The organism is Geminocystis sp. GBBB08 (genome assembly GCF_016743215.1).
Classification (GTDB): domain Bacteria; phylum Cyanobacteriota; class Cyanobacteriia; order Cyanobacteriales; family Cyanobacteriaceae; genus Geminocystis.
Genome location: NZ_VRZC01000060.1, coordinates 1 through 20,151 on the forward strand (window position 1 = coordinate 1; position 20,151 = coordinate 20,151).

A 20,151-nucleotide genomic window follows, 5' to 3' on the forward strand; every position below is an offset into this window, starting at 1 on the left:
TTATTTCATATTATTAAATATGACCTCGATCGATTGATCTACAACAGTTGCAGAATCTATAAATTGCAAGTGTTTGCGGAGTTTGACAAAAGAGGGTTAGAATTGTGATCAAATTAAGAAAATCCGAAAACTTAGAACTTGCTAATAGTTTAAATGGTTTAGGAGATGTCATGTCTGCACAAAATCATTTTGAAAAAGCATTAGGTTATTATTTGGAAGCAGAAAAAATCATATCCTCTTCTTTTCTAACTTATGCTAATAACGGGGTAATGGGAGGAAAAGACAATAGTCATCCTTTATTAGCATCGAGTAAAGTAGGGCAAGGAAATGTTTTAGCAAGACAAGGAAAATATCAAGAAGCACAAATTTTAGATCAAAAGGCGATCGCAATTCTCGAATATTATTATCATCATCAACATCAAGAATTAGCAAAACCAAAGGCGGCTTTAGGTGCTATTTATTTATGTTGTGGTAATTACGATCAAGGACAGAGGTTATATAATGAAGCCATCAAGATACTCAGTGATATTTTTGGTGATAACCATCCAAATATAGCCTTGTATAAAGCTGATATTTTAACCATGACTTAAATACAAAGTAAAAAAAATAGGACTCCATAAGTGAAGATAATTGCTATATTTTATGATAAAATTAACGTAAGAATATTTCTCGCAAAGACGCAAAGGCGCAAAGAAAATTAAGTTTTATACCATAAATTTTGTCTTCTAAGCTAGACAAAGAAATTGGGAAACCCATAAGCATTATCTCTCGTCATAACTATCAATAATTTGGATATATCAATCTTATGAAAAATATTACCCATTCAAAAATTTTATCAAGTTTCATCATTAGTTTAAGTTTAATCACTATAACGAATAACTCAGTGAATGCGCAAAGTCTCAATAATCCTCCACAACAACCTTTTCAAAGTAACGAAAAAAATCCTCTCTATGGTGATGGTATTAATCCTTTAGATTTAATTCACAATGCCAACTTTTTTAATAGTCGTAATAGTGCAGACTTTGCTGAAGATGCTAACCGTAATATTGACTCCGCAGCCCAAGATTTTAAACGACAACAACAACAAAGAATGATGGAAATACAAAAACCACAAGAATCGACTCCCACACAAACAATTAATAAATAATTGACAATGAACAATGAACAATGAACAATTAAAATAATTAGATTGAATAGATTAGAAATTAAGAATTACAAGCATTTAGTCTCTTTCACAAAATTAATTGTTAACTGCCAACTTTTAACTGCTTTCAATGAATTTAACTTTATACAACACTCTCACTAATCAAGAAGAAATTTTTACCCCCCTTAATCCTTACAAAATTAAAATGTATTGCTGTGGCATTACTGCTTATGATTATTGTCATTTAGGCCATGCTCGTACTTGTATTACTTGGGATGTAGTAAGACGTTATTTGACTTGGAGAGGTTATCAAGTTAAATATATTCAAAATTTTACTGATATTGACGATAAAATCCTTAATCGTGCAAGGCAGGAAAATACCACTATGGAATCAGTTTCTGAGCGTTTTATTAAGGCTTATTTTGAGGATATGCAAAGGTTAAATGTTAAACCAGCCGATGCTTACCCCCGTGCAACTCATACCCTTGACGGCATTAAAAAATTAATTGGCAAACTGGAACAAAAAGGTTATGCTTATTCTACTCAAGGTGATGTTTATTATTCTGTAAACAAGTTTCAAGATTATGGTAAGTTATCAGGGCGTAAGTTAGAAGATTTACAAACTGATGCTAGTGGCAGACTTAATCAAACTGAATCCATCAAACAACAACCCTTTGATTTTGCTTTGTGGAAATCTGCTAAACCCGATGAGCCTAGTTTTGAATCTCCTTGGGGCAAAGGTCGCCCTGGTTGGCATATTGAATGTTCGGCGATGGTTAAGGAAATGTTAGGAGAAACTATTGATATTCATGTCGGCGGTAATGATTTAATTTTTCCTCACCACGAAAACGAAATCGCTCAATCTGAAGCCGTTACTGGTAAACCTTTAGCTCGTTATTGGTTACATAATGGCATGGTGAAAGTTGACGGTGAAAAAATGTCTAAATCTCTCGGAAATTTCATCACTATTCGGGATTTATTAGCAAAATATCACCCTATGGCTATCCGTCTTTTTATTCTTCAAGCTAATTATCGTAAACCTCTTGACTTCACAGATGATGCTATGGAAGCTGTAACTAATGGTTGGCATACTTTAGCTGATGGTTTACTTTTTGGAATTAAACACAGAGAAAAGCTAAATTTGACAGCAAAAACCCATCCTAGTTTTATTAAATCAGTTCAAGATCACTTTTGTCAAGCTGTTGATCATGATTTTAATTTTGCAGCTGGGTTGGCTATTTTATTTGAATTAGCAAAAGAGTTGCGTAAGGAAGGTAATTTATTAACTCATCAGGGTAAAACCAGTCAATCTATCACGGAATTAGGAGATAAATGGCATACTTTGGTTCATTTAGCTCAAGTTTTCGGTTTAGAAGCTGATTTTAACGAGACTCCAAATTCTCCTAACTCTATCTCTGAGGCTGAAATTGAGGCTTTAATTGCACAACGATTAGATGCTCGTAAGGCTAAAAATTATCAACAAAGCGATCAAATTCGAGATATTTTAAAGGAAAAAGGTGTTACCCTCATTGATGCTCAAGGTGGTATCACTACATGGCACTGGAGTAATCAATAATCGGGAATTTGAAATGATAAATTAGCAAGAAGTTTAAACCCTTTGTTAAGAATTAGAAAAATTGTACCCTAGAGATATTGCCTGTTGTGCCTAAAACCTATTAGCTATTACTTCTTCTGCCCAATAATTTTAGACGGTTCCTTAAGGTATTATGGGATTGTTAACAACGTAATTTAAAATAGAGATTAACCACTAAGTAATTAATATTAGTTCTTCCGTAGATAGTATGCTTAATTATTATTAAATAATTGATAGGATATTTAATCTTTAAAGTTTAGACAATTCAAAAAATCAAAAAACATAATTTAATATTTGATATTTCCCTCTTCCCTTTACCCTTTTTTCTTTTTTTTACTAATATTAGCATACTAACTCATCAAGAGCCTAAATATTTGTGTTTTACATTATTTTTGTTTTCTCCACTTAATCCATTATCATCAAAAAATCTCTAGTATTTAATTATTTATTGTTAATTATGTAATTTTTCCATCAACCATGAAAAGTAAAACAAAAGTTGTTGATTTTTCATTATTTATTTTAATTATTTTTTCCTATTTAGGTAACTATTTTAAACTACCTTTATTTTTCGGTGTAGATTTCATTTTCGGAGCAATTTTTGTCTGGATAGTCAGTTATTTTTATGGTAGTTTATGGGGAGGAATTACAGGGTTTATTAGCAGTATTTGTACTTTTTTTCTCTGGGGACACCCTTATGCAATAATTGTATATACTCTTGAGGCTATTTTAGTTAACTATTTTTGGCAGAGAAAGAGTCAAAATTTAGTTTTAATTAATATTGTTTATTGGTTATTTATTGGTATTCCTGTTGTTATATTTTTATACTTATTTATTCTTAAAGTTTCTTTATTAGGAGTTATTTTAATTGTTTTAAAACAATCGATAAATAGTGTTTTGAATGCTTTAATTGCTACTTTAATTATTAGTTATTCTCCCCTACATAACTTTCTAAGAAAAGAGAATAAAAAAATAGTTTTATCTTTTCAACAAAATCTTTTTAATTTGTTTATTAGTTTTATTTTAATTACTACCCTTACTATCACTATTTTTAGTATTTATAGACAAATTAATGATATTGATCTTAAAATTATCTCGGAATTAGAAACTAAGGTAGAAACATTACAGTCAGATATTATATATTGGTATGACATTCATCGAAAATCTTTACAAGAAATAGCTTCTATTAAGAATGATAATAAGAAAATTTTAGAAAATAAATTAGCTAGTATTGTCAATATATTTAACGATTTTCAAGATGTCTATGTTATTGATCAAGAAGGATTTATTATTGCTAGTTATCCTGATAGTAATGTACTAGGAAAATCAATTATTGATTTACATTCTAATGGTTTAGATGAATTTAATAAGGCTAAAAAAAGTCAAAAACTACTTTTTATAGATGTTCATCAAGATAAATTTATTAATGAAAATTATGTTACCTTTATTTATCCTATTATTCAAAATAATCAATGGAATGGTTTTGTTTCTGCTTCTTTGGCTACAAAACAAATAAGTACTTTTTTAAATTTAGATAGGATTAATGATTATACGAATATCTTTATTTTAGATAGTAAAAATAAGATTATTGCTACTAATAATTTAACAGTTCAAAAAATAGATCTTGATTCTACCAATAAGGAAATACGCACTTTAAAAAATAATGTTTATCAGTGGCTACCGATTAAAACTGGAATGGCCATTATGACTAGATGGAGTCAATCATTTTATGTAAAAAAAGTAGTTATTAGTGCAGAAATTCCTTGGACAATTTTTGTAAAAATTAAAACAGAGCCTTTTATTCAAAAATTACAAAAAGATTATATTAATTCTTTAAGTATTCTCTTTTTGATCACTATTGTTGCTTTTTTCTTAGCTGATAAGGTTAGTAAAAACATCGTTAAACCTTTAAATAATTTAGCAAATATCACTAGCAATTTACCTGATAAAATTATTGATAATCAAGATTTTGTTTGGCAGAAAACAAGTATTATCGAATTAGAAAAATTGGCGGAAAATTATCAGTTAATGATTTTAGCTTTACAAGAAAAATTTAGACAGCTAAAGGAGGCAAGAAAAACCTTAGAAGCGAAAGTTAAAGAAAGAACAAATGAATTAATTTTAAATGCTCAACAATTAGAAGCGAAAATAGAAGAAAAAAAAGAAATAGAAAAATTATTACGAGAAAAAGATGAGCGTTATGAATTGGCAGTTTCAGGCACTAATGATGGCATCTGGGATTGGAATTTAAACACTAATGAAGTCTATTATTCTCCGGCGTGGATGCGAATTATTGGTTATGAAAATAATCCTTTACCATCCAATATTGATACTTGGTTACATAAAATTCATGAAGATGACTTAGAAAAACATTTACAAGATATTCACTTTTCTCTATCTAACGAGGGAAAACTATATCAAAATATCCATAGATTGCAACATTATAATGGTGAATATATTTGGGTTTTAGCAAAAGGAAAACGAGATAATGATGCCAACGGAAAGGCTTATCGTTTAGTCGGTACAATTACTGATATTAGCGATAAAGTAAAAGTCGAACAACAGTTACAATTGGCAAAACAGGAAGCTGAGGCGGCTAATCAGGCTAAAAGTGAATTTTTGGCTACTATGAGTCACGAAATACGCACTCCGATGAATGCGGTTATTGGCATGACGGGGTTATTATTAGATACTCCCTTAAATGTTGAACAAAAAGAGTTTGCGGAGATTATTCGCACTAGCGGTGATAGTTTATTGACGATTATTAATGATATTCTCGATTTTTCTAAAATAGAATCAGGAAAATTAGAGTTGGAATATCAACCTTTTTCTCTCTATACGGTGGTGGAAGAATCTTTAGATTTATTAGCACCAAAGGCTATCAGTAAAAATATAGAATTAATTTACTTTATTGCCCAAGATATTCCTGCCTCTATTAGTGGTGATATGACTCGTTTACGACAAATTTTGGTTAATTTAATTAGTAATGCGATTAAATTCACTAAAAAAGGCGAGGTTATTGTATCTGTAGGTATTTCTCAAACTCATATTATTAATAATAATGTCACTGAATATGAGCTTGTTTTCACGGTTAAAGATACAGGCATCGGTATTCCGGCTAGTCGCATGGATAGACTTTTTAAACCTTTTTCTCAGGTAGATGCTTCTACAACTCGTAATTATGGCGGCACTGGATTAGGATTAGCTATTTGTCAGCGTTTAGTCGAAATGATGGGGGGAGAAATGTGGGTTGAAAGTAAAGGGGAAATTGCAGGAAATTATCCTTGTGACTGGAATATTTCTTCTACGTTAAAAGATAGTGGCTCAATATTTTGTTTTACCATGAAAACTCGCATTTCTAATCTTTTAATGACTAGTAAATCATCTTCTCCTGAAATTTTATGCAATAAAAAAGTTTTGATTGTCGATGATAATGAAACTAATCGTCAAGTTTTAATGATTCAATGTAATAACTTGGGTATGGAAAGTATTGTAACTTCATCAGGTAAAGAAGCCTTATCAATGCTTAAAAATCAACAACCCTTAGATTTAGCTATTTTAGATATGCAAATGCCTTCTATGGATGGAGTTGCCTTAGGGAAACAAATTCGTTTATTATCAGATTATAAAAATTTACCTTTGATTTTATTAAGTTCTATTGGTCATGGAGAAATACAGGATTATATTAAACAAGTAGATTGGAATGCTACTCTTACCAAGCCTCTGAAACAATCTCTATTATCGGATATCTTAGTCAAGGTTTGTTCTCACAAACATACATTTAATTCTTTTCAGTCTTTTACTACTACTTCCACTTTTGATAATATTGCTAGTATTGCACCCCTAAAAATTCTCATCGCTGAAGATAATATCGTCAATCAAAAAGTTATTACTAATATTCTCAAACGTTTAGGTTATCGTGCCGATGTCGTTGCCAACGGTTTAGAAGTGCTAGAAACTCTCCGTCGTCAGTCTTATGATTTGATTCTTATGGATGTACAAATGCCTGAAATGGATGGTTTAACTACTACTCGTCAAATTCGTACTCTTTGGCATACTCCTTATAGTAACTTTCACGGTGAGCCTCCTTATATTATAGCTATGACGGCTAATGCTATGGAAGGAGATCGAGAAATTTGTTTAGCGGCGGGGATGGATGATTACTTATCAAAACCGGTAAGAGTCGAAAGCCTTGTACAAAAATTAAAAAATTTGAAAAAAACTAACTCAGTTTCCGACATAATTATTAATAAAGATATAAAATTAGACTCCCCAAAAAATATGGATCAACTAGACTCAAAAGTAATTGCTGAATTAAGAGAGATGATAGGGGAGGACGATTTTTACGAAGTTTTTCCCGACTTAATCAATGCTTACTTAGATGATAGCCCAAAGTTAATACAAGGTTTACTTAATGCTTTAGAAGTTGAAAACTTACAAGAAATGAAAATAAATGCTCATACTCTTAAATCTAGTAGTGCAAGTTTAGGAGCGATGAAATTAGCAGAATTAGCCAAAGAAGTCGAACATTATAGTCTTAACAAAGACATACAAAATGCAACAGTTTTAATTTCTCAAATACTATCGGAATATTCTGAAGTAGAGAATTTAATGCAGATAGAATTAAATAAATTTAATTAAGGATTAACCCTTATTCCAGAGAAAAATAATAACTAAATATTTCGATAAATTCCGATATAAAATTTTTTGACAAAATGCGATCGCCAAAGTGCTATAGCACTACTAATTAACCTGAGTTCGACATAAAATTGTCGGTGAAGGTGAGAATCCCATAGGGAGACTAGGAGAGAATTCACTTAAACATTATTAAAATTGATTTTCGACAATTATTTACTAAATTTAATTCTTTGAGAAAGAAAAAATGTGGGTTATTCATGTGAAAAGTGCTGTAAAAAAAATGTTGATTAAATATAAGGTAAAATAAAGCTAAAAAAAGATGATTAAAACTAAAATTAATCTCTTTACTTAATTCCCTCACGAAAGAAAATATTTATGATTGCAACAGCAGAATCGAAAACTTTTGTCTCATCTACGGCAAATCTTCCTCCTATAAGCGGTAATGAAGCTAAAATATCCACCTTAGTTAACCATAATAACCAAGTATATTTACCTAATACTAACCTCAAATTAGAGCAAATAAAATCTGGTTTTGCCTGTGCTTTACATATGCACCAACCAACTATTCCAGCAGGAGAAAATGGTGCCTTAATCTCCAATTTAGAGCATATGTTTAACCATCAAGGTGACGGTGATAATCACAATGCCGGTGTTTTTGCTTGGTGTTATAGTCGTATGGGTGAATTTATCCCTCAATTAGTCGCCGATGGTTGTAATCCTCGCATTATGCTAGATTATTCAGGTAATTTGCTTTGGGGTTTACAGCAAATGGGACGTAATGATATTATTGATAACCTCAAAAAGATTGCCTGTAATTCTCAATATCACCCTTATGTAGAATGGTTGGGTACAATGTGGTCTCATGCCGTAGCACCTTCTACTCCCATTCCCGATTTAAAATTACAAATTCAAGCATGGCAACATCATTTTGCTTCTCTGTTTGGGGAGGAAGCCCTTTCACGGGTTAAGGGTTTTTCCCCCCCTGAAATGCACCTTCCTAACCATCCTGACACCCTCTATGAGTACATAAAAGCCCTCAAAGATTGTGGTTATCGTTGGTTATTAGTTCAAGAACATACTGTAGAAAAAATCGATGGTTCAGGGCTAGAACATAGACAAAAATATATACCTAATCGCTTAATGGCTCAAAATTCCAGAGGAGAAACCATTAGTATAACTGCCCTCATCAAAACCCAAGGCTCAGATACTAAATTAGTCGCACAAATGCAACCTTATCATGAAGCTAAAACTCTCGAAAGACAAGAAATTAATGGTATTTCTATACCCTCTTGCGTTAGTCAAATTGCTGATGGTGAAAATGGTGGGGTGATGATGAATGAGTTTCCTCGTGGTTTCCAACCTCTTTGGTATGATCTCAAAAATGGTAGCGATGTCGTTGGTTTTAATGGTACAGAATATCTTGAATTAATCGAAGCTAGTGGTATTAACCCTGAAGATTATCCTTTGTGTCAACCCATTGGGCAACATAAAATTTGGGCAATAGTTGGCAATAATATTACCCCCGCTAATGTCGAAGTGGCGATCGCCCATCTTAATCAAAATGATCATCAATTCCACATGGATGGTGCATCATGGACAAATGATTTAAGTTGGGTAAAGGGTTATGAAAATGTCCTCGAACCAATGAATAAATTAAGTGCAATGTTTCATCAAAAATACGATCGCCTAGTAGCAGAAGATCCCACAGTAACACAACGCCCTGATTATCAAGAAGCCTTACTTTATAATCTCTTATTACAAACAAGCTGTTTTCGTTATTGGGGGCAAGGAACATGGACAGATTACGCTCGTGAATTATATCGCCGTGGCGAAGAACTTTGTCAATAATCAGAAATGAGAGGATAGGGAGATGAATAGAGATGAGGAATATGCCTATCTTTTAAATGTCGAAATTAGTAATTAATCATTAAGATGCTCTTATTTGGGGAAAAGTTGAAGTTATAGTAATTTCAATTTAGGTTGTTACAATTAAATAAATTTTGTAGGGAACAATACCCACCAGATAGTGTTTTAATGGAACTATAACTTTCAAAAACATTATTTCATTCTTATTTGAAATGACTATATCTTGAGATAACGTTCGCTATAAGCCTTTAACTTCAGTTCAAGATGGGTTAATGGGGGAAGAATCCTTCATTACAATCTTTGATTTAACGGATGAGTGCCAAAGCATTTAATGATCTTTCGGCGTAGGCTTGATAACGTTCTCGTTTATTGCGTATTTTCTCAGAAAAAGCTGGAATAATGCCAAAATTGGGAGGCATGGGTTGAAAATGTTTAGCGTCTGCTGTACTGATAAACTCAAATAAAGCCCCCATCATGGTGACGTTGGGTAAGGTTAAAGGCTCTTTATTTTGAGCGATTCTCGCCGCATTTGTACCGGCTAACCAACCTCCAGCGGCTGCTGCGGTATAACCTTCCGTGCCGATAATTTGCCCTGCCGCTAACAATGTATCTCGATATTTAAACTGTAGAGTGTTTTTTAATAATTGAGGAGCATTTAAAAAAGTATTTTGGTGCATAACTCCCATCCGCACAAATTCAGCATTTTCTAAACCCGGAATCATCCTAAATACCCTTTGTTGTTCACCCCATTTTAAGTTTGTTTGAAAGCCCACCATATTCCATAACTGTCCTGCTTTATCTTCTTGTCGTAACTGTACTACACCATAAGGCCGTTTACTTTATTCTCTTTAAAATCTCCTAAACGAGCATCAAATAATCCAATGGGTTTCAAAGGACCATATCTCATGGTTTCTTCCCCCCGTTGTGCTAATTCTTCAATGGGTAAACAGGCTTCAAAAAACTTGGCATTTTCTCGCTCAAAATCTTTTAATTCCGCTTGTTGTGCCTGACGTAATTCTTGCCAAAAATGCCAATATTGTTCTTTATTCATGGGGCAATTGAAATAAGCTGCTTCGCCTTTATCATAACGAGACGCTAGAAAGGCAATATCTTTATTAATCGATTCTCCCACAACTATAGGACTAGCCGCATCAAAAAAGTTAAGGTAATCCATACCTGTCAAATTTTGCAATTCTTGGGCTAAGGGGGGGCTTGTCAAAGGACCTGTTGCTAATACTACAATTCCTTCTACTGGTATAGCCTTAATTTCTTCTCGCCTAAGGGTAATTAAAGGATGATTAGCAAGGGTTTGAGTTAAATTTTGACTAAAAATACCTCTATCCACCGCTAAAGCCCCTCCAGCGGGTACACGATGGCTATCAGCTGTATGAATTATAATAGAGTTAAGACGGCGTAATTCTTCGTGCAATAAACCGGCCGCTCTATCAGTAGCATCTGCCCCAAAGGAATTACTACAAACTAATTCTGCTAATTCTTCACTATGGTGAGCAGGACTTTTAACTACAGGGCGCATTTCGTATAAGTCAACAGGGATACCAGCTTGGGCAATTTGCCATGCAGTTTCAGTTCCTGCTATACCTCCACCAATTACAGTTATATTATTCATGAAAAATTAAATTGAAAGTTTTTTAGTAATAGGGAAAAAAGAGGAGATAGGGTGATTTGTGATTTGTGATTTGTTACTTGTGATTTGTTATTCCTAATTCCTAACAAAGGGTTTAAACCCCTTGCTAATTCCTAATTTCTTGTGAGACAGGCATCTTGCCTCGTAATTCCTCATTTCTTATTCCCCATTATTAATTATTTAAACGTTATGTTTGAGTAAATATTTGATGGTTTTGAGTAATTCCATTGTTTTAAAAGGCTTGATAATATAAGCATCTGCCCCTTGTTTTGTTGCCCAGTGAATATCAAAATCTTCTCCTTTTGTCGAGCAAATAATTACAGGTACTTTTTCTGTGGCGGGATTAGTTTTTATCCAACGACATAATTCATAGCCATTCATTTCAGGCATAACTACATCTGTAATAACAAGATTAAATTCTTCTTCTTCTAAAATTTTGATGGCTTCTACTCCGTTTACGGCTTCTTTTACCTGAATATTAAATTGCTTCAGTGCTTCGCAGATCACTTCTCGGGGAGTATGATTATCATCAACAACTAAAATTTTAATCATGATTTGACTGACACTTAAAGATTATAGGGAGTAGATAAATTAATAACTAGAGGCTATAGATTAGTATAGCTAAAAATGCTGAAAAGTTTTCCTTTGATTCAACAAAAGTTTGGGATAGACATTTTCAGGATCAATTAATTGTATCTCAGATAATGCACTAATTTCACCTATAATATGGCAATTTTTCCCTAATTTTAATTGTAAATATTGTGCGGCTTTCTTATTCATACATAACACTAATTCAAAGTCCTCCCCTCCATATAATACCCAATTTAAGGCTGTTTCATCATCAGTTATTTCTTGGATTACTGAAGGAAGGCGAAGTTTTCGTCGATTGATTGTTGCACCTTTATCACTCATTTGACAAATTTGAATAATAGCATCCGCTAATCCATCACTGCTATCCATGCCTGTAACCACTGGGAATGGTTTAATATTTTTTACAGTTTTAACCACATCTAAACGTGGTTGTGGGTATTGATGGGCAAAAATAACCTTTTTTCTTGTTTCTTCAGTTATATGACTGTATTTTTCGGGATAGAGTAAGATTTCTAGCCCCGCCTTTGATAATCCATGAAGGCCTGTTATTACAATTACATCTCCTACTTTAGCCGTATGTCGATAGATGATTTCATTTTCCTTTACTTCTCCTAATGCGGTAACGGCGATCGTATTTACTATCGATCTTGTAATATCACCACCAACAATTTGACTATTGTATTTAGCAAGACAATCTTGGATACCTTGATAAACTGATTCTATCCATGACGTTTCTACTTCTTTTCTTAAGGATAAACCAACGGTAAGGGCGATCGGTGTTGCATTCATAGCGGCCAAGTCTGACAAATTAGCGGCAGCGGCACGATAGCCGATAGAATGAGGAGGAGTTGTACCCTCACTAAAGTGGACATTTTCTACTAAAATATCGGTACTTACTACTAATTTTTTTCCAATGGTAATGTCAAGGATAGCACCATCGTCACCAATTTTTTCTTGATCACAATATTTACTGATTATTGCTAATAATTTATGCTCATTTATGTCTTGTAATTTTACCATTATAATTTGATTAGTTTTCTGATGTTGTTGATTTAATCTATAATTTTTTTCTCGCAAAGGCGCTCATGGCGCAAAGGCACAAAGATTCAAAGGTAAAATTATAATAAAAATCAAGGTTTTTTTTAATTTTCTAGTTTGATAATTTTTTTTAAGACTATCTAATTTATGTGGCAATATCCCCCTCAAAATTTAAGTTTAAGTAATAATGATATTCATATTTGGATGATTGAAATCGAAAGTTATCGTCACAATATCTATAATTTTCAAGAAATTTTATCTCCTGATGAACAGGAAAGAATTAATCGATTTTCTTCAAAGTCTTTAAAAGAATATTTTATCATTTATAGGGGATATTTAAGAATAATTTTAAGCCAATATTTAACCATAAAACCCGATGAAATTTGTTTTACTTATAGTTCCAAAGGAAAACCATTATTAGATCAGAAAATTCTATCGAATATTAAGTTTAATCTTTCCCATAAAAATAATTATGCTGTTTATGCTATCAGTAAATATAACGTTGGTATCGATTTAGAAAAAATTGATGAAAAAGTACGGGTAGAAAATATTGCTAAACGTTATTTTTGTCATGATGAATTTGACTATCTTATTAATTTAGAATCTAGCAAAAAAGCTGAATATTTTTTTAAATTATGGACAATAAAAGAAGCCTATTTAAAAGCTATTGGAGAAGGATTATCTGGAGGATTAGATAGTATTTGTTTCGGGCTAAATAAAGATAATCAACCCATCAAGTTAGTTAAGGAAAACCATCGGCAAAAAAAAGATGATAATTGGCATTTTCAAACATGGAATCTTCTTGATAATTATATTATGAGTGTTGCGATTGATTCACCCATTAAACTTAAATTTTATTATTACTCAGATCTTAGTATAATTTGATCATTAATAACTTATTTATCAATTTTTAAAATTATGGCAAAAGCAATTTGGAATGGTGTCGTCATCGCCGAAAGTGATGATTGTCAAAAGGTGGAAGGAAATTATTATTTTCCCGAAAATGCTATTAATCAAGAATATTTTCAACCTAGTGATACCCATACAACTTGTTCATGGAAAGGTGTTGCTAGTTATTATAATATTATAGTTAATGGACAAGAAAATAAAGATGCCGCCTGGTATTATCCTAATCCCAAAGAAAAAGCCTCTAATATTAAAAATTATGTCGCTTTTTGGCGTGGTGTCAAAGTTGAATCTTAACAACATTTAAAATAACAATTTTGCTGTTTATCATCAAAGATTTATTCCTTATTATAATTCGTAGTAAGGGATTTATCCTTTATTTTCCCAATTAAGCTAGGAAAGCATTTAAGTTGCCAGGTAAAGGAAAACAAAAGGGAAGAGGAAACAGGAAAGAGTTAAGAGGAAAGAGAACCTATCAGGAGTTAAACTTAACAGTTGTGGTTTTAAATCTTGTAATTTCATGGGTTTATTTTCCCTCAAAATAAGAAAATTATTATTATACAACCGCTCCTAAAAACTTGGACAAACATTGTCACAATTATTTTGCCTGAAACATCCCATCAACTTTAAAATAGAAAAGTTATCTGCCTGAAAAATTTTAACGTAGAAATATTATGAGTAAAAAGTTTGATTATGATTTAGTCATTATTGGTGCTGGTGTTGGTGGTCATGGTGCCGCCCTTCATGCTGTAAAATTGGGTTTAAAAATCGCTATCATCGAAGCTGGTGATATGGGAGGCACTTGCGTTAATCGTGGTTGTATTCCTTCTAAAGCCTTATTAGCGGCATCTGGTAAGGTTAGAGAATTATCTCATAATGAGCATTTAGAAAGTATGGGAGTTAATGTTGGAAGTGTTACTTTCGATCGCCAACTCATTGCTAATCATGCTAACAATTTAGTGAGCAAAATTAAATCAGATTTAACCAATAGTTTAACCCGTTTAAAAGTTGATATTATCAAAGGTTGGGGAAAAGTTCTAGCATCCCAAAAAGTAGGAGTAATTACTGATAACGGTGAAAAAGTGATTACGGCGAAAGAGATTATGTTATGCCCCGGCTCAACTCCTTTTGTACCTAAAGGAGTAGAAGTTGACGGCAAAACCGTTTATACTAGCGATCAAGCGGTGAAATTGGAATCTTTACCCCAATGGATAGCAATTATTGGTAGTGGTTATATTGGTTTAGAATTTGCAGATGTTTATACTGCTTTAGGTAGTGAGATTACGATGATTGAAGCTTTAGATAAATTAATGCCAACTTTTGACCCTGATATTGCTAAAATTGCCGAAAAAGTTTTAATCAATAGCCGTGACATCGAAACTTATACGGGAGTTTTTGCCACGAAAATAACCCCAGGCAATCCTGTCACTATTGAGTTAACTGACGCTAAAACGAAAGAAGTGGTTGAAGTATTAGAAGTTGATGCTTGTTTGGTAGCAACGGGAAGAATTCCAGCAACCAAAAATCTTGGCTTAGAAAATCTTGGAATTGAGACAGAAAGAGGCTTTATCCCTGTTAACGATAAAATGCAAGTATTGAAAGATGGTAAAGTTGTGCCTCATCTTTGGGCGGTAGGGGATGCTAATGGTAAAATGATGTTAGCCCATGCTGCTTCAGGGCAAGGTATCATCGCCGTAGAAAATATGTGCGGTAACGAGAAAACGATCAATTATCGTAGTATTCCAGCCGCCGCTTTTACTCATCCCGAAATTAGCTATGTCGGGTTAAGTGAGCCTCAAGCTAAGGAATTAGGCAAAAAGGAAAATTTTGAAGTCGCAACCACTAAAACCTATTTTAAGGGCAATTCTAAGGCTTTAGCAGAGAAAGAAACCGATGGGATCGCTAAAATTATTTATCGAAAAGATACGGGTGAGTTACTAGGTGTCCATATTATCGGAATTCATGCTTCAGATTTAATTCAAGAAGCGGCAAATGCCATCGCCCAAGGTGAATCAGTACATCAATTAGCTTTTAATATTCATGCTCATCCTACTTTATCAGAAGTCTTAGATGAGGCTTATAAACGGGCAAGTTAATCAGAAAATTGCCAAATTATAATGATAGAAAAATAACTATAGATAATTTTAAAACTATTTGCTATTATCTATATATAAAAATCCTCAATTCTACTGATTAAGAATCGTTAAGCAATCGATTAATAAATATCATCGTGATTTATCTTGTCAAACGTACCATGCTTGTCTATGCTTATTTTAGGTAGATTAAAATATCTAGAATCAAAGTAAATAGACGCATAAATAAAGTAAAAATACTCATTATTTATTGACTAACTAAATTTGATTAATTTATTAGTTATGTAAATGTTGTGAATAAAAAAACTTTTTTTATCGTAACACTAGATTCAATGTTTCGTAAGTTTAGTGTATCAAAGGAAAAATAAAATGTCAATTGCAGTAGGAATGATTGAAACTCTAGGGTTTCCCGCCGTAGTAGAAGCCGCTGATGCTATGGTAAAAGCGGCTCGTGTAACTCTTGTGGGTTATGAAAAAATTGGTAGCGGTCGTGTTACCGTAATTGTTCGTGGTGATGTGTCTGAAGTACAAGCATCCGTTGCCGCCGGAATTGAAAACGTTAAACGAGTAAAAGGTGGTCAAGTTTTATCTCATCATATTATCGCTCGTCCTCACGAAAACCTTGAATATGTATTACCAATTCGTTACACTGAAGAAGTAGAACAGTTCAGAGAAAGTATCAATCCTCGTCCTTTGGGCAGATCTTAATGAGGAAATAAATTAATGCAAATTGCCAAAGTATGCGGTACAGTTGTAAGTACTCACAAGTCAAAGACTTTAACCGGTGTCAAATTATTATTAGTACAGTTTTTAGATGCTGATGGTAAAGTACTACCGAATTATGAAGTAGCTGGGGACACCGTTGGGGCTGGTATTAATGAATGGGTGCTTATCACTCGTGGTAGTGCAGCTCGGAAAGAAACTGGTCATGGAGAACGCCCTGTGGATGCAATGGTAGTTGGCATTATCGATACTGTTACCTCCGGCTCTGATATGCTTTACAGCAAAAAAGAAGCCGAACGAATGTATTAACATACTTGATTCAGTCTATGGGGAATAGACAAAAGCATAGTAAGAAGAAGTGATCATTTCTTGATTAAAATTAATTTTATTCTGAATTACTTTCGTTGTCTATTTTTGTATTTTAATTTTCAAGCAAATAATTCTGTGAGGATTAATTAGGACAAAAGTATTAATCGTTTGAGATACTCTTAAGATCCTAATGAATGTCCTTGAGAGATTAAATAAGATAATTATTGTGGAGGTTTATTTTGAGCGTCCCTATAATGGCTGCTCCCCCTACTCCTTGGTCAAAAAATTTAGCTGAACCAAAAGTGGATGCTACTGCTTATGTTCATTCTTTCTCTAATTTAATTGGAGATGTGAAAGTCGGAGCAAATGTTTTAATTGCCCCGGGTACTTCCATTCGGGCCGATGAAGGTACACCTTTTCACATTGGTGATAGTAGCAATATTCAGGATGGGGTAGTAATTCATGGATTGGAGCAAGGTAGGGTTAAAGGTGATGATGGACAAGACTATTCTGTATGGATTGGTGAAGATTCCTGCATCACTCATTTAGCCTTAATTCATGGTCCAGCTTATGTCGGTAATCACTGTTTTATCGGTTTTCGATCGACGGTTTTTAATGCCAGAGTCGGAGATGGTTGTATTGTTATGATGCACGCTCTGATTCAGGACGTGGAAATTCCACCGGGTAAATATGTGCCTTCGGGTTCGGTTATTACTAATCAACAACAAGCCGATCGCCTTCCGGATGTGCAACCTGAAGATCGAGAATTTGCGTCTCATGTTGTCCATATTAATGAAGCGTTAGCTGCTGGTTATCACTGTGCGACTAATCATGCTTGTATTAATCCTATCAAAGAACAAAATAATGCTTCCGAGCAACCCCAAACCCATAATCAAACTAATGGTTATCAATCAGTAACTAATATGAGTTTAAATACAGATATTATCAATCAAGTCCAATCCCTGTTAAGACAAGGTTCTACCATTGGTATTGAACACGCTAATACTCGTCGTTTTAAGAGCAAATCTTGGTTAAGTGGTTCTTTAAATGCTACTAATGAAAGCGGAATCTTAGCAGAGTTAGGCAATATATTAAATGAGTATAAGGGCGAATATGTACGTTTAATTGGCGTTGATCCTCAAGCTAAACGTAGAATTGCTGAAATTATTATCCAACGTCCTACGGATGTACCAGCACCGGTACAAGTTAGTAATAGTAGCACGGCTAAAGTTAATGGTAATGGTAACGGTCACGTTCCTGTGAGCAACGGTAAAGGTAACGGTAATTTAGCCTCTGAAATTAGCTCTTTAATTCAAGGTGGTTATAGTATTGGTATTGAATATGCCGATGCTCGTCGTTTTAAAACTAAATCTTGGTTAACTGCACCTAGTGTTAATACCAAATCTGTCAATGAAGCTATCAATACTATTCAAGGTTATTTAGCAGATTTGAGCGGCAATTATGTCCAATTGGTAGGAGTTGATCCTCAAGCCAAACGTCGTGTATCTCAAGTAATTATTCAACGTCCGGGAGAAACAGCTACTCTCAACAGTAATGGTAAGGGTACTAGTTATCAAACTCCTCAAAATAACGGGAATAGTGCAAGTGTCGTTAATAGTACCTTAAGTCCAGAGGCGATCGCCCAAGTTCGTAGTCTTTTATCTCAGGGTTATCAAATAGGCACAGAACACGCAGATGTAAGACGTTTCAAAAGTAAATCTTGGCAAAGTTGTTCCCCTATTAAAGGTACAACTGAAGGTCAAGTAATTTCGGCTTTAGAGGCTTGTGTACAAGATCATGCTGGGGAGTATGTGCGTTTAATCGGCATTGATAGTCAGGCTAAACGTCGTGTTTTAGAAACTATCATTCAAAGACCATAATTAATTAGGAATTAGGAATTAGGAATTAACCATACCTAATATTTGTTACTTTTATGTTCTATTATTGTCTTAGTGTTTTAGTCAACTTGTCTATTCTCCCTCTACTTCTCTTTTTGTCATAGCTAATGTCATTACCTATTCTTCAACCTAGTTCTAAAGATACAACTCAAATACGAGGTGATGTCACCATTGATCAAAGTGTTATTATTGCCCCTGGTGTAATTTTAAATGCGACTTTTGGCCATAAAATCATTCTTCGTCAAGGAGTTTGTGTCGGTATGGGTACGATTATCACGGCTTATGAGGGAGATATTATCATTCAAGAAAATACGATCTTAGGATCGGGTACTTTAATTTTAGGTAATTGTACCATTGGCTCTCAAGTATCTTTAGGTGCTTCAGTGACGGTTTATCATAGTAATATTGAAGCTATGAGTGTTGTCCCAGCCGGTTCGATCATTGGCGATCGCTCTCGTCAAGTAAATTTAAAGAAAGAAGTAGCAGTAAATACAACACCTCCAATGATAAATTCGCCGACACAAACGATTATTAATGGTGTTAAAAAAGGGTTTTCGACAAATTTAGGTAAAGAAAATATTTCGGTAAATAATCAAGAAGAAGAAAATAGATTAAATATTAATCAAGAAAATGAAGAAATTATGCAACCAATAGAGGAAATTGCCCCAGAGATAGAAAAAAAGGAGAAAGAATCTTCAACTTTTGAGGTGGAAAATAAGCAAGAAACTGAGACAGAAATTCTGAATAATGATATTTGGGAAGAAAAAACTCCTCAAGGAAATACTATAGTTGGAAAAGTTTACATAAACAAATTATTATTTACTCTCTTCCCTGATAAACATAAAACATAATAGAATTATTTTAATAATTACTCATTGAAACATAAAAAATCGAGTTATTATATTAGTAAATCTCTAGTTTCGTCCATTATGATGCTTACCAAAAAAAGAGCTGATCGTGTCTTACTATATAATATCAGTTGGAAACAATTTGAAAATATCCTCACAGATTTGGGGCAAACTCGTTCTGCTAGAATTGCTTATGATGATGGAATGTTAGAAATTATGAGTCCTTTACCCGAACACGAATATTATAAAGAGAATATTGGCGATTGTATAAAAGATATTGCTGAGGCTTTAGAGAGAGATTATGAAAGTTTAGGCTCAACCACTTGGCGTAAACAGGCAAAAATGGTAGGAATTGAACCAGACAATTGTTTTTATTTTCAAAATGAGCCGAAAATAAGAGGTCAATTACACTATGATTTAAACTGTGATCCACCACCAGATCTTGCTTTAGAAATAGATCATACCAGTAAATCGTTAAATCGTTTTCCTATTTATGCCCGTTTAGGAGTGCCTGAATTATGGTGTTATGATGATGGAAGGTTAAAGATTTACTTATTACAAGATGATGAAACCTATCAAGAGTCATTATTTAGTTTAGTTTTTCCCAATTTACCAGTGCAAGAGATTCCAGAAGTTATCAACCAATATCGTTTGCAAGGGAGAAGAAAAATTCGTCAGGAAATTAGAAAATGGACAATTTCTCATCCCTAATCCATACCTCAGTTCGACAGAAGAAAAGTCGTGAAAGACAGGTGGACAAGTAAGTGGACAGACAGGTAGAAAAATTCCTAATATTCGATGCACTTTTAAAATAATTTTATTGATTCATGCAAAATACAATCTCCTTAAGCAGACCCTACT

General features: G+C 33.4%; 15 protein-coding genes and 1 pseudogene. 13 read left to right on the top strand and 3 right to left on the bottom strand.

Annotation, left to right across the window (positions count from 1 at the left end; genetic code table 11):
• Window positions 1-104 precede the first annotated feature (104 nt).
• The 5 genes from FWJ34_RS09610 to FWJ34_RS09630 all read left to right on the top strand — a co-directional run bounded on the left by FWJ34_RS09610 (window position 105) and on the right by FWJ34_RS09630 (window position 9,221).
• Window positions 105-590 (top strand): tetratricopeptide repeat protein, encoded by a 486-nt coding sequence (locus tag FWJ34_RS09610; RefSeq protein ID WP_308255100.1) that lies wholly within the window; start codon window positions 105-107, stop codon window positions 588-590.
• 293 nt (window positions 591-883) lie between these two features.
• On the top strand, window positions 884-1,147 hold the full coding sequence (locus FWJ34_RS09615; RefSeq protein WP_308255101.1) for a hypothetical protein: 264 nt from the start codon (window positions 884-886) through the stop codon (window positions 1,145-1,147).
• A 127-nt stretch (window positions 1,148-1,274) separates the two neighbouring features.
• Window positions 1,275-2,720, top strand: coding sequence for a cysteine--tRNA ligase (gene cysS / locus FWJ34_RS09620; RefSeq protein ID WP_308255102.1), 1,446 nt, complete (start codon window positions 1,275-1,277; stop codon window positions 2,718-2,720).
• A 495-nt stretch (window positions 2,721-3,215) separates the two neighbouring features.
• Window positions 3,216-7,376, top strand: a complete 4,161-nt coding sequence (locus FWJ34_RS09625) for a response regulator (protein ID WP_308255103.1) — start codon at window positions 3,216-3,218, stop codon at window positions 7,374-7,376.
• 372 nt (window positions 7,377-7,748) lie between these two features.
• Window positions 7,749-9,221, top strand: coding sequence for a glycosyl hydrolase family 57 (locus FWJ34_RS09630; RefSeq protein ID WP_308255104.1), 1,473 nt, complete (start codon window positions 7,749-7,751; stop codon window positions 9,219-9,221).
• Window positions 9,222-9,544: 323 nt separating this feature from the next.
• Here FWJ34_RS09630 and trmFO read toward each other — a convergent pair.
• From trmFO to thiL, 3 genes and pseudogenes are all read right to left on the bottom strand, one after another.
• A pseudogene (gene trmFO / locus FWJ34_RS09635) lies at window positions 9,545-10,866 on the bottom strand (FADH(2)-oxidizing methylenetetrahydrofolate--tRNA-(uracil(54)-C(5))-methyltransferase TrmFO).
• A gap of 198 nt (window positions 10,867-11,064) precedes the next feature.
• Window positions 11,065-11,436 carry a response regulator gene (locus tag FWJ34_RS09640; RefSeq protein ID WP_308255105.1) on the bottom strand — a complete coding sequence of 124 codons (372 nt, stop codon included), beginning with the start codon at window positions 11,434-11,436 and terminating at the stop codon, window positions 11,065-11,067.
• A gap of 69 nt (window positions 11,437-11,505) precedes the next feature.
• Window positions 11,506-12,495 (bottom strand): thiamine-phosphate kinase, encoded by a 990-nt coding sequence (thiL, locus tag FWJ34_RS09645; protein WP_308255106.1) that lies wholly within the window; start codon window positions 12,493-12,495, stop codon window positions 11,506-11,508.
• A gap of 165 nt (window positions 12,496-12,660) precedes the next feature.
• Here thiL and FWJ34_RS09650 point away from each other — a divergent pair, with 165 nt between their 5' ends.
• The 8 genes from FWJ34_RS09650 to FWJ34_RS09685 all read left to right on the top strand — a co-directional run bounded on the left by FWJ34_RS09650 (window position 12,661) and on the right by FWJ34_RS09685 (window position 20,001).
• Window positions 12,661-13,398: a 4'-phosphopantetheinyl transferase superfamily protein gene (locus tag FWJ34_RS09650; RefSeq protein WP_308255107.1), complete on the top strand. Its 738-nt coding sequence runs from the start codon at window positions 12,661-12,663 to the stop codon at window positions 13,396-13,398.
• 33 nt (window positions 13,399-13,431) lie between these two features.
• Window positions 13,432-13,716, top strand: coding sequence for a DUF427 domain-containing protein (locus FWJ34_RS09655; RefSeq protein ID WP_308255108.1), 285 nt, complete (start codon window positions 13,432-13,434; stop codon window positions 13,714-13,716).
• Between the two features lie 377 nt (window positions 13,717-14,093).
• The gene (gene lpdA / locus FWJ34_RS09660) at window positions 14,094-15,515 is read left to right on the top strand and encodes a dihydrolipoyl dehydrogenase (protein ID WP_308255109.1); all 1,422 of its coding nucleotides are present in this window, start codon (window positions 14,094-14,096) and stop codon (window positions 15,513-15,515) included.
• Window positions 15,516-15,881: 366 nt separating this feature from the next.
• Window positions 15,882-16,220: a carbon dioxide-concentrating mechanism protein CcmK gene (locus FWJ34_RS09665; RefSeq protein ID WP_308255110.1), complete on the top strand. Its 339-nt coding sequence runs from the start codon at window positions 15,882-15,884 to the stop codon at window positions 16,218-16,220.
• Window positions 16,221-16,235: 15 nt separating this feature from the next.
• The gene (locus FWJ34_RS09670; protein WP_308255111.1) at window positions 16,236-16,544 is read left to right on the top strand and encodes a EutN/CcmL family microcompartment protein; all 309 of its coding nucleotides are present in this window, start codon (window positions 16,236-16,238) and stop codon (window positions 16,542-16,544) included.
• A 254-nt stretch (window positions 16,545-16,798) separates the two neighbouring features.
• Window positions 16,799-18,424: a ribulose bisphosphate carboxylase small subunit gene (locus tag FWJ34_RS09675; protein ID WP_308255112.1), complete on the top strand. Its 1,626-nt coding sequence runs from the start codon at window positions 16,799-16,801 to the stop codon at window positions 18,422-18,424.
• 125 nt (window positions 18,425-18,549) lie between these two features.
• Entirely contained in the window at window positions 18,550-19,293 is a 744-nt protein-coding gene (locus tag FWJ34_RS09680) for a hypothetical protein (RefSeq protein WP_308255113.1), read from the top strand.
• Window positions 19,294-19,374: 81 nt separating this feature from the next.
• On the top strand, window positions 19,375-20,001 hold the full coding sequence (locus tag FWJ34_RS09685) for a Uma2 family endonuclease (protein ID WP_396231815.1): 627 nt from the start codon (window positions 19,375-19,377) through the stop codon (window positions 19,999-20,001).
• The last annotated feature ends 150 nt before the right edge of the window (window positions 20,002-20,151 follow it).

What these genes read in the sequence shown, in the direction of transcription:
- cysS (WP_308255102.1), top strand. Translation starts at nt 1,275, where the DNA reads ATGAATTTAACTTTATACAACACTCTCACTAATCAAGAAGAAATTTTT.
- FWJ34_RS09625 (WP_308255103.1), top strand. Translation starts at nt 3,216, where the DNA reads ATGAAAAGTAAAACAAAAGTTGTTGATTTTTCATTATTTATTTTAATT.
- FWJ34_RS09630 (WP_308255104.1), top strand. Translation starts at nt 7,749, where the DNA reads ATGATTGCAACAGCAGAATCGAAAACTTTTGTCTCATCTACGGCAAAT.
- FWJ34_RS09640 (WP_308255105.1), bottom strand. Translation starts at nt 11,436, where the DNA reads ATGATTAAAATTTTAGTTGTTGATGATAATCATACTCCCCGAGAAGTG.
- thiL (WP_308255106.1), bottom strand. Translation starts at nt 12,495, where the DNA reads ATGGTAAAATTACAAGACATAAATGAGCATAAATTATTAGCAATAATC.
- FWJ34_RS09650 (WP_308255107.1), top strand. Translation starts at nt 12,661, where the DNA reads ATGTGGCAATATCCCCCTCAAAATTTAAGTTTAAGTAATAATGATATT.
- FWJ34_RS09655 (WP_308255108.1), top strand. Translation starts at nt 13,432, where the DNA reads ATGGCAAAAGCAATTTGGAATGGTGTCGTCATCGCCGAAAGTGATGAT.
- lpdA (WP_308255109.1), top strand. Translation starts at nt 14,094, where the DNA reads ATGAGTAAAAAGTTTGATTATGATTTAGTCATTATTGGTGCTGGTGTT.
- FWJ34_RS09665 (WP_308255110.1), top strand. Translation starts at nt 15,882, where the DNA reads ATGTCAATTGCAGTAGGAATGATTGAAACTCTAGGGTTTCCCGCCGTA.
- FWJ34_RS09670 (WP_308255111.1), top strand. Translation starts at nt 16,236, where the DNA reads ATGCAAATTGCCAAAGTATGCGGTACAGTTGTAAGTACTCACAAGTCA.
- FWJ34_RS09675 (WP_308255112.1), top strand. Translation starts at nt 16,799, where the DNA reads ATGGCTGCTCCCCCTACTCCTTGGTCAAAAAATTTAGCTGAACCAAAA.
- FWJ34_RS09680 (WP_308255113.1), top strand. Translation starts at nt 18,550, where the DNA reads ATGTCATTACCTATTCTTCAACCTAGTTCTAAAGATACAACTCAAATA.
- FWJ34_RS09685 (WP_396231815.1), top strand. Translation starts at nt 19,375, where the DNA reads ATGCTTACCAAAAAAAGAGCTGATCGTGTCTTACTATATAATATCAGT.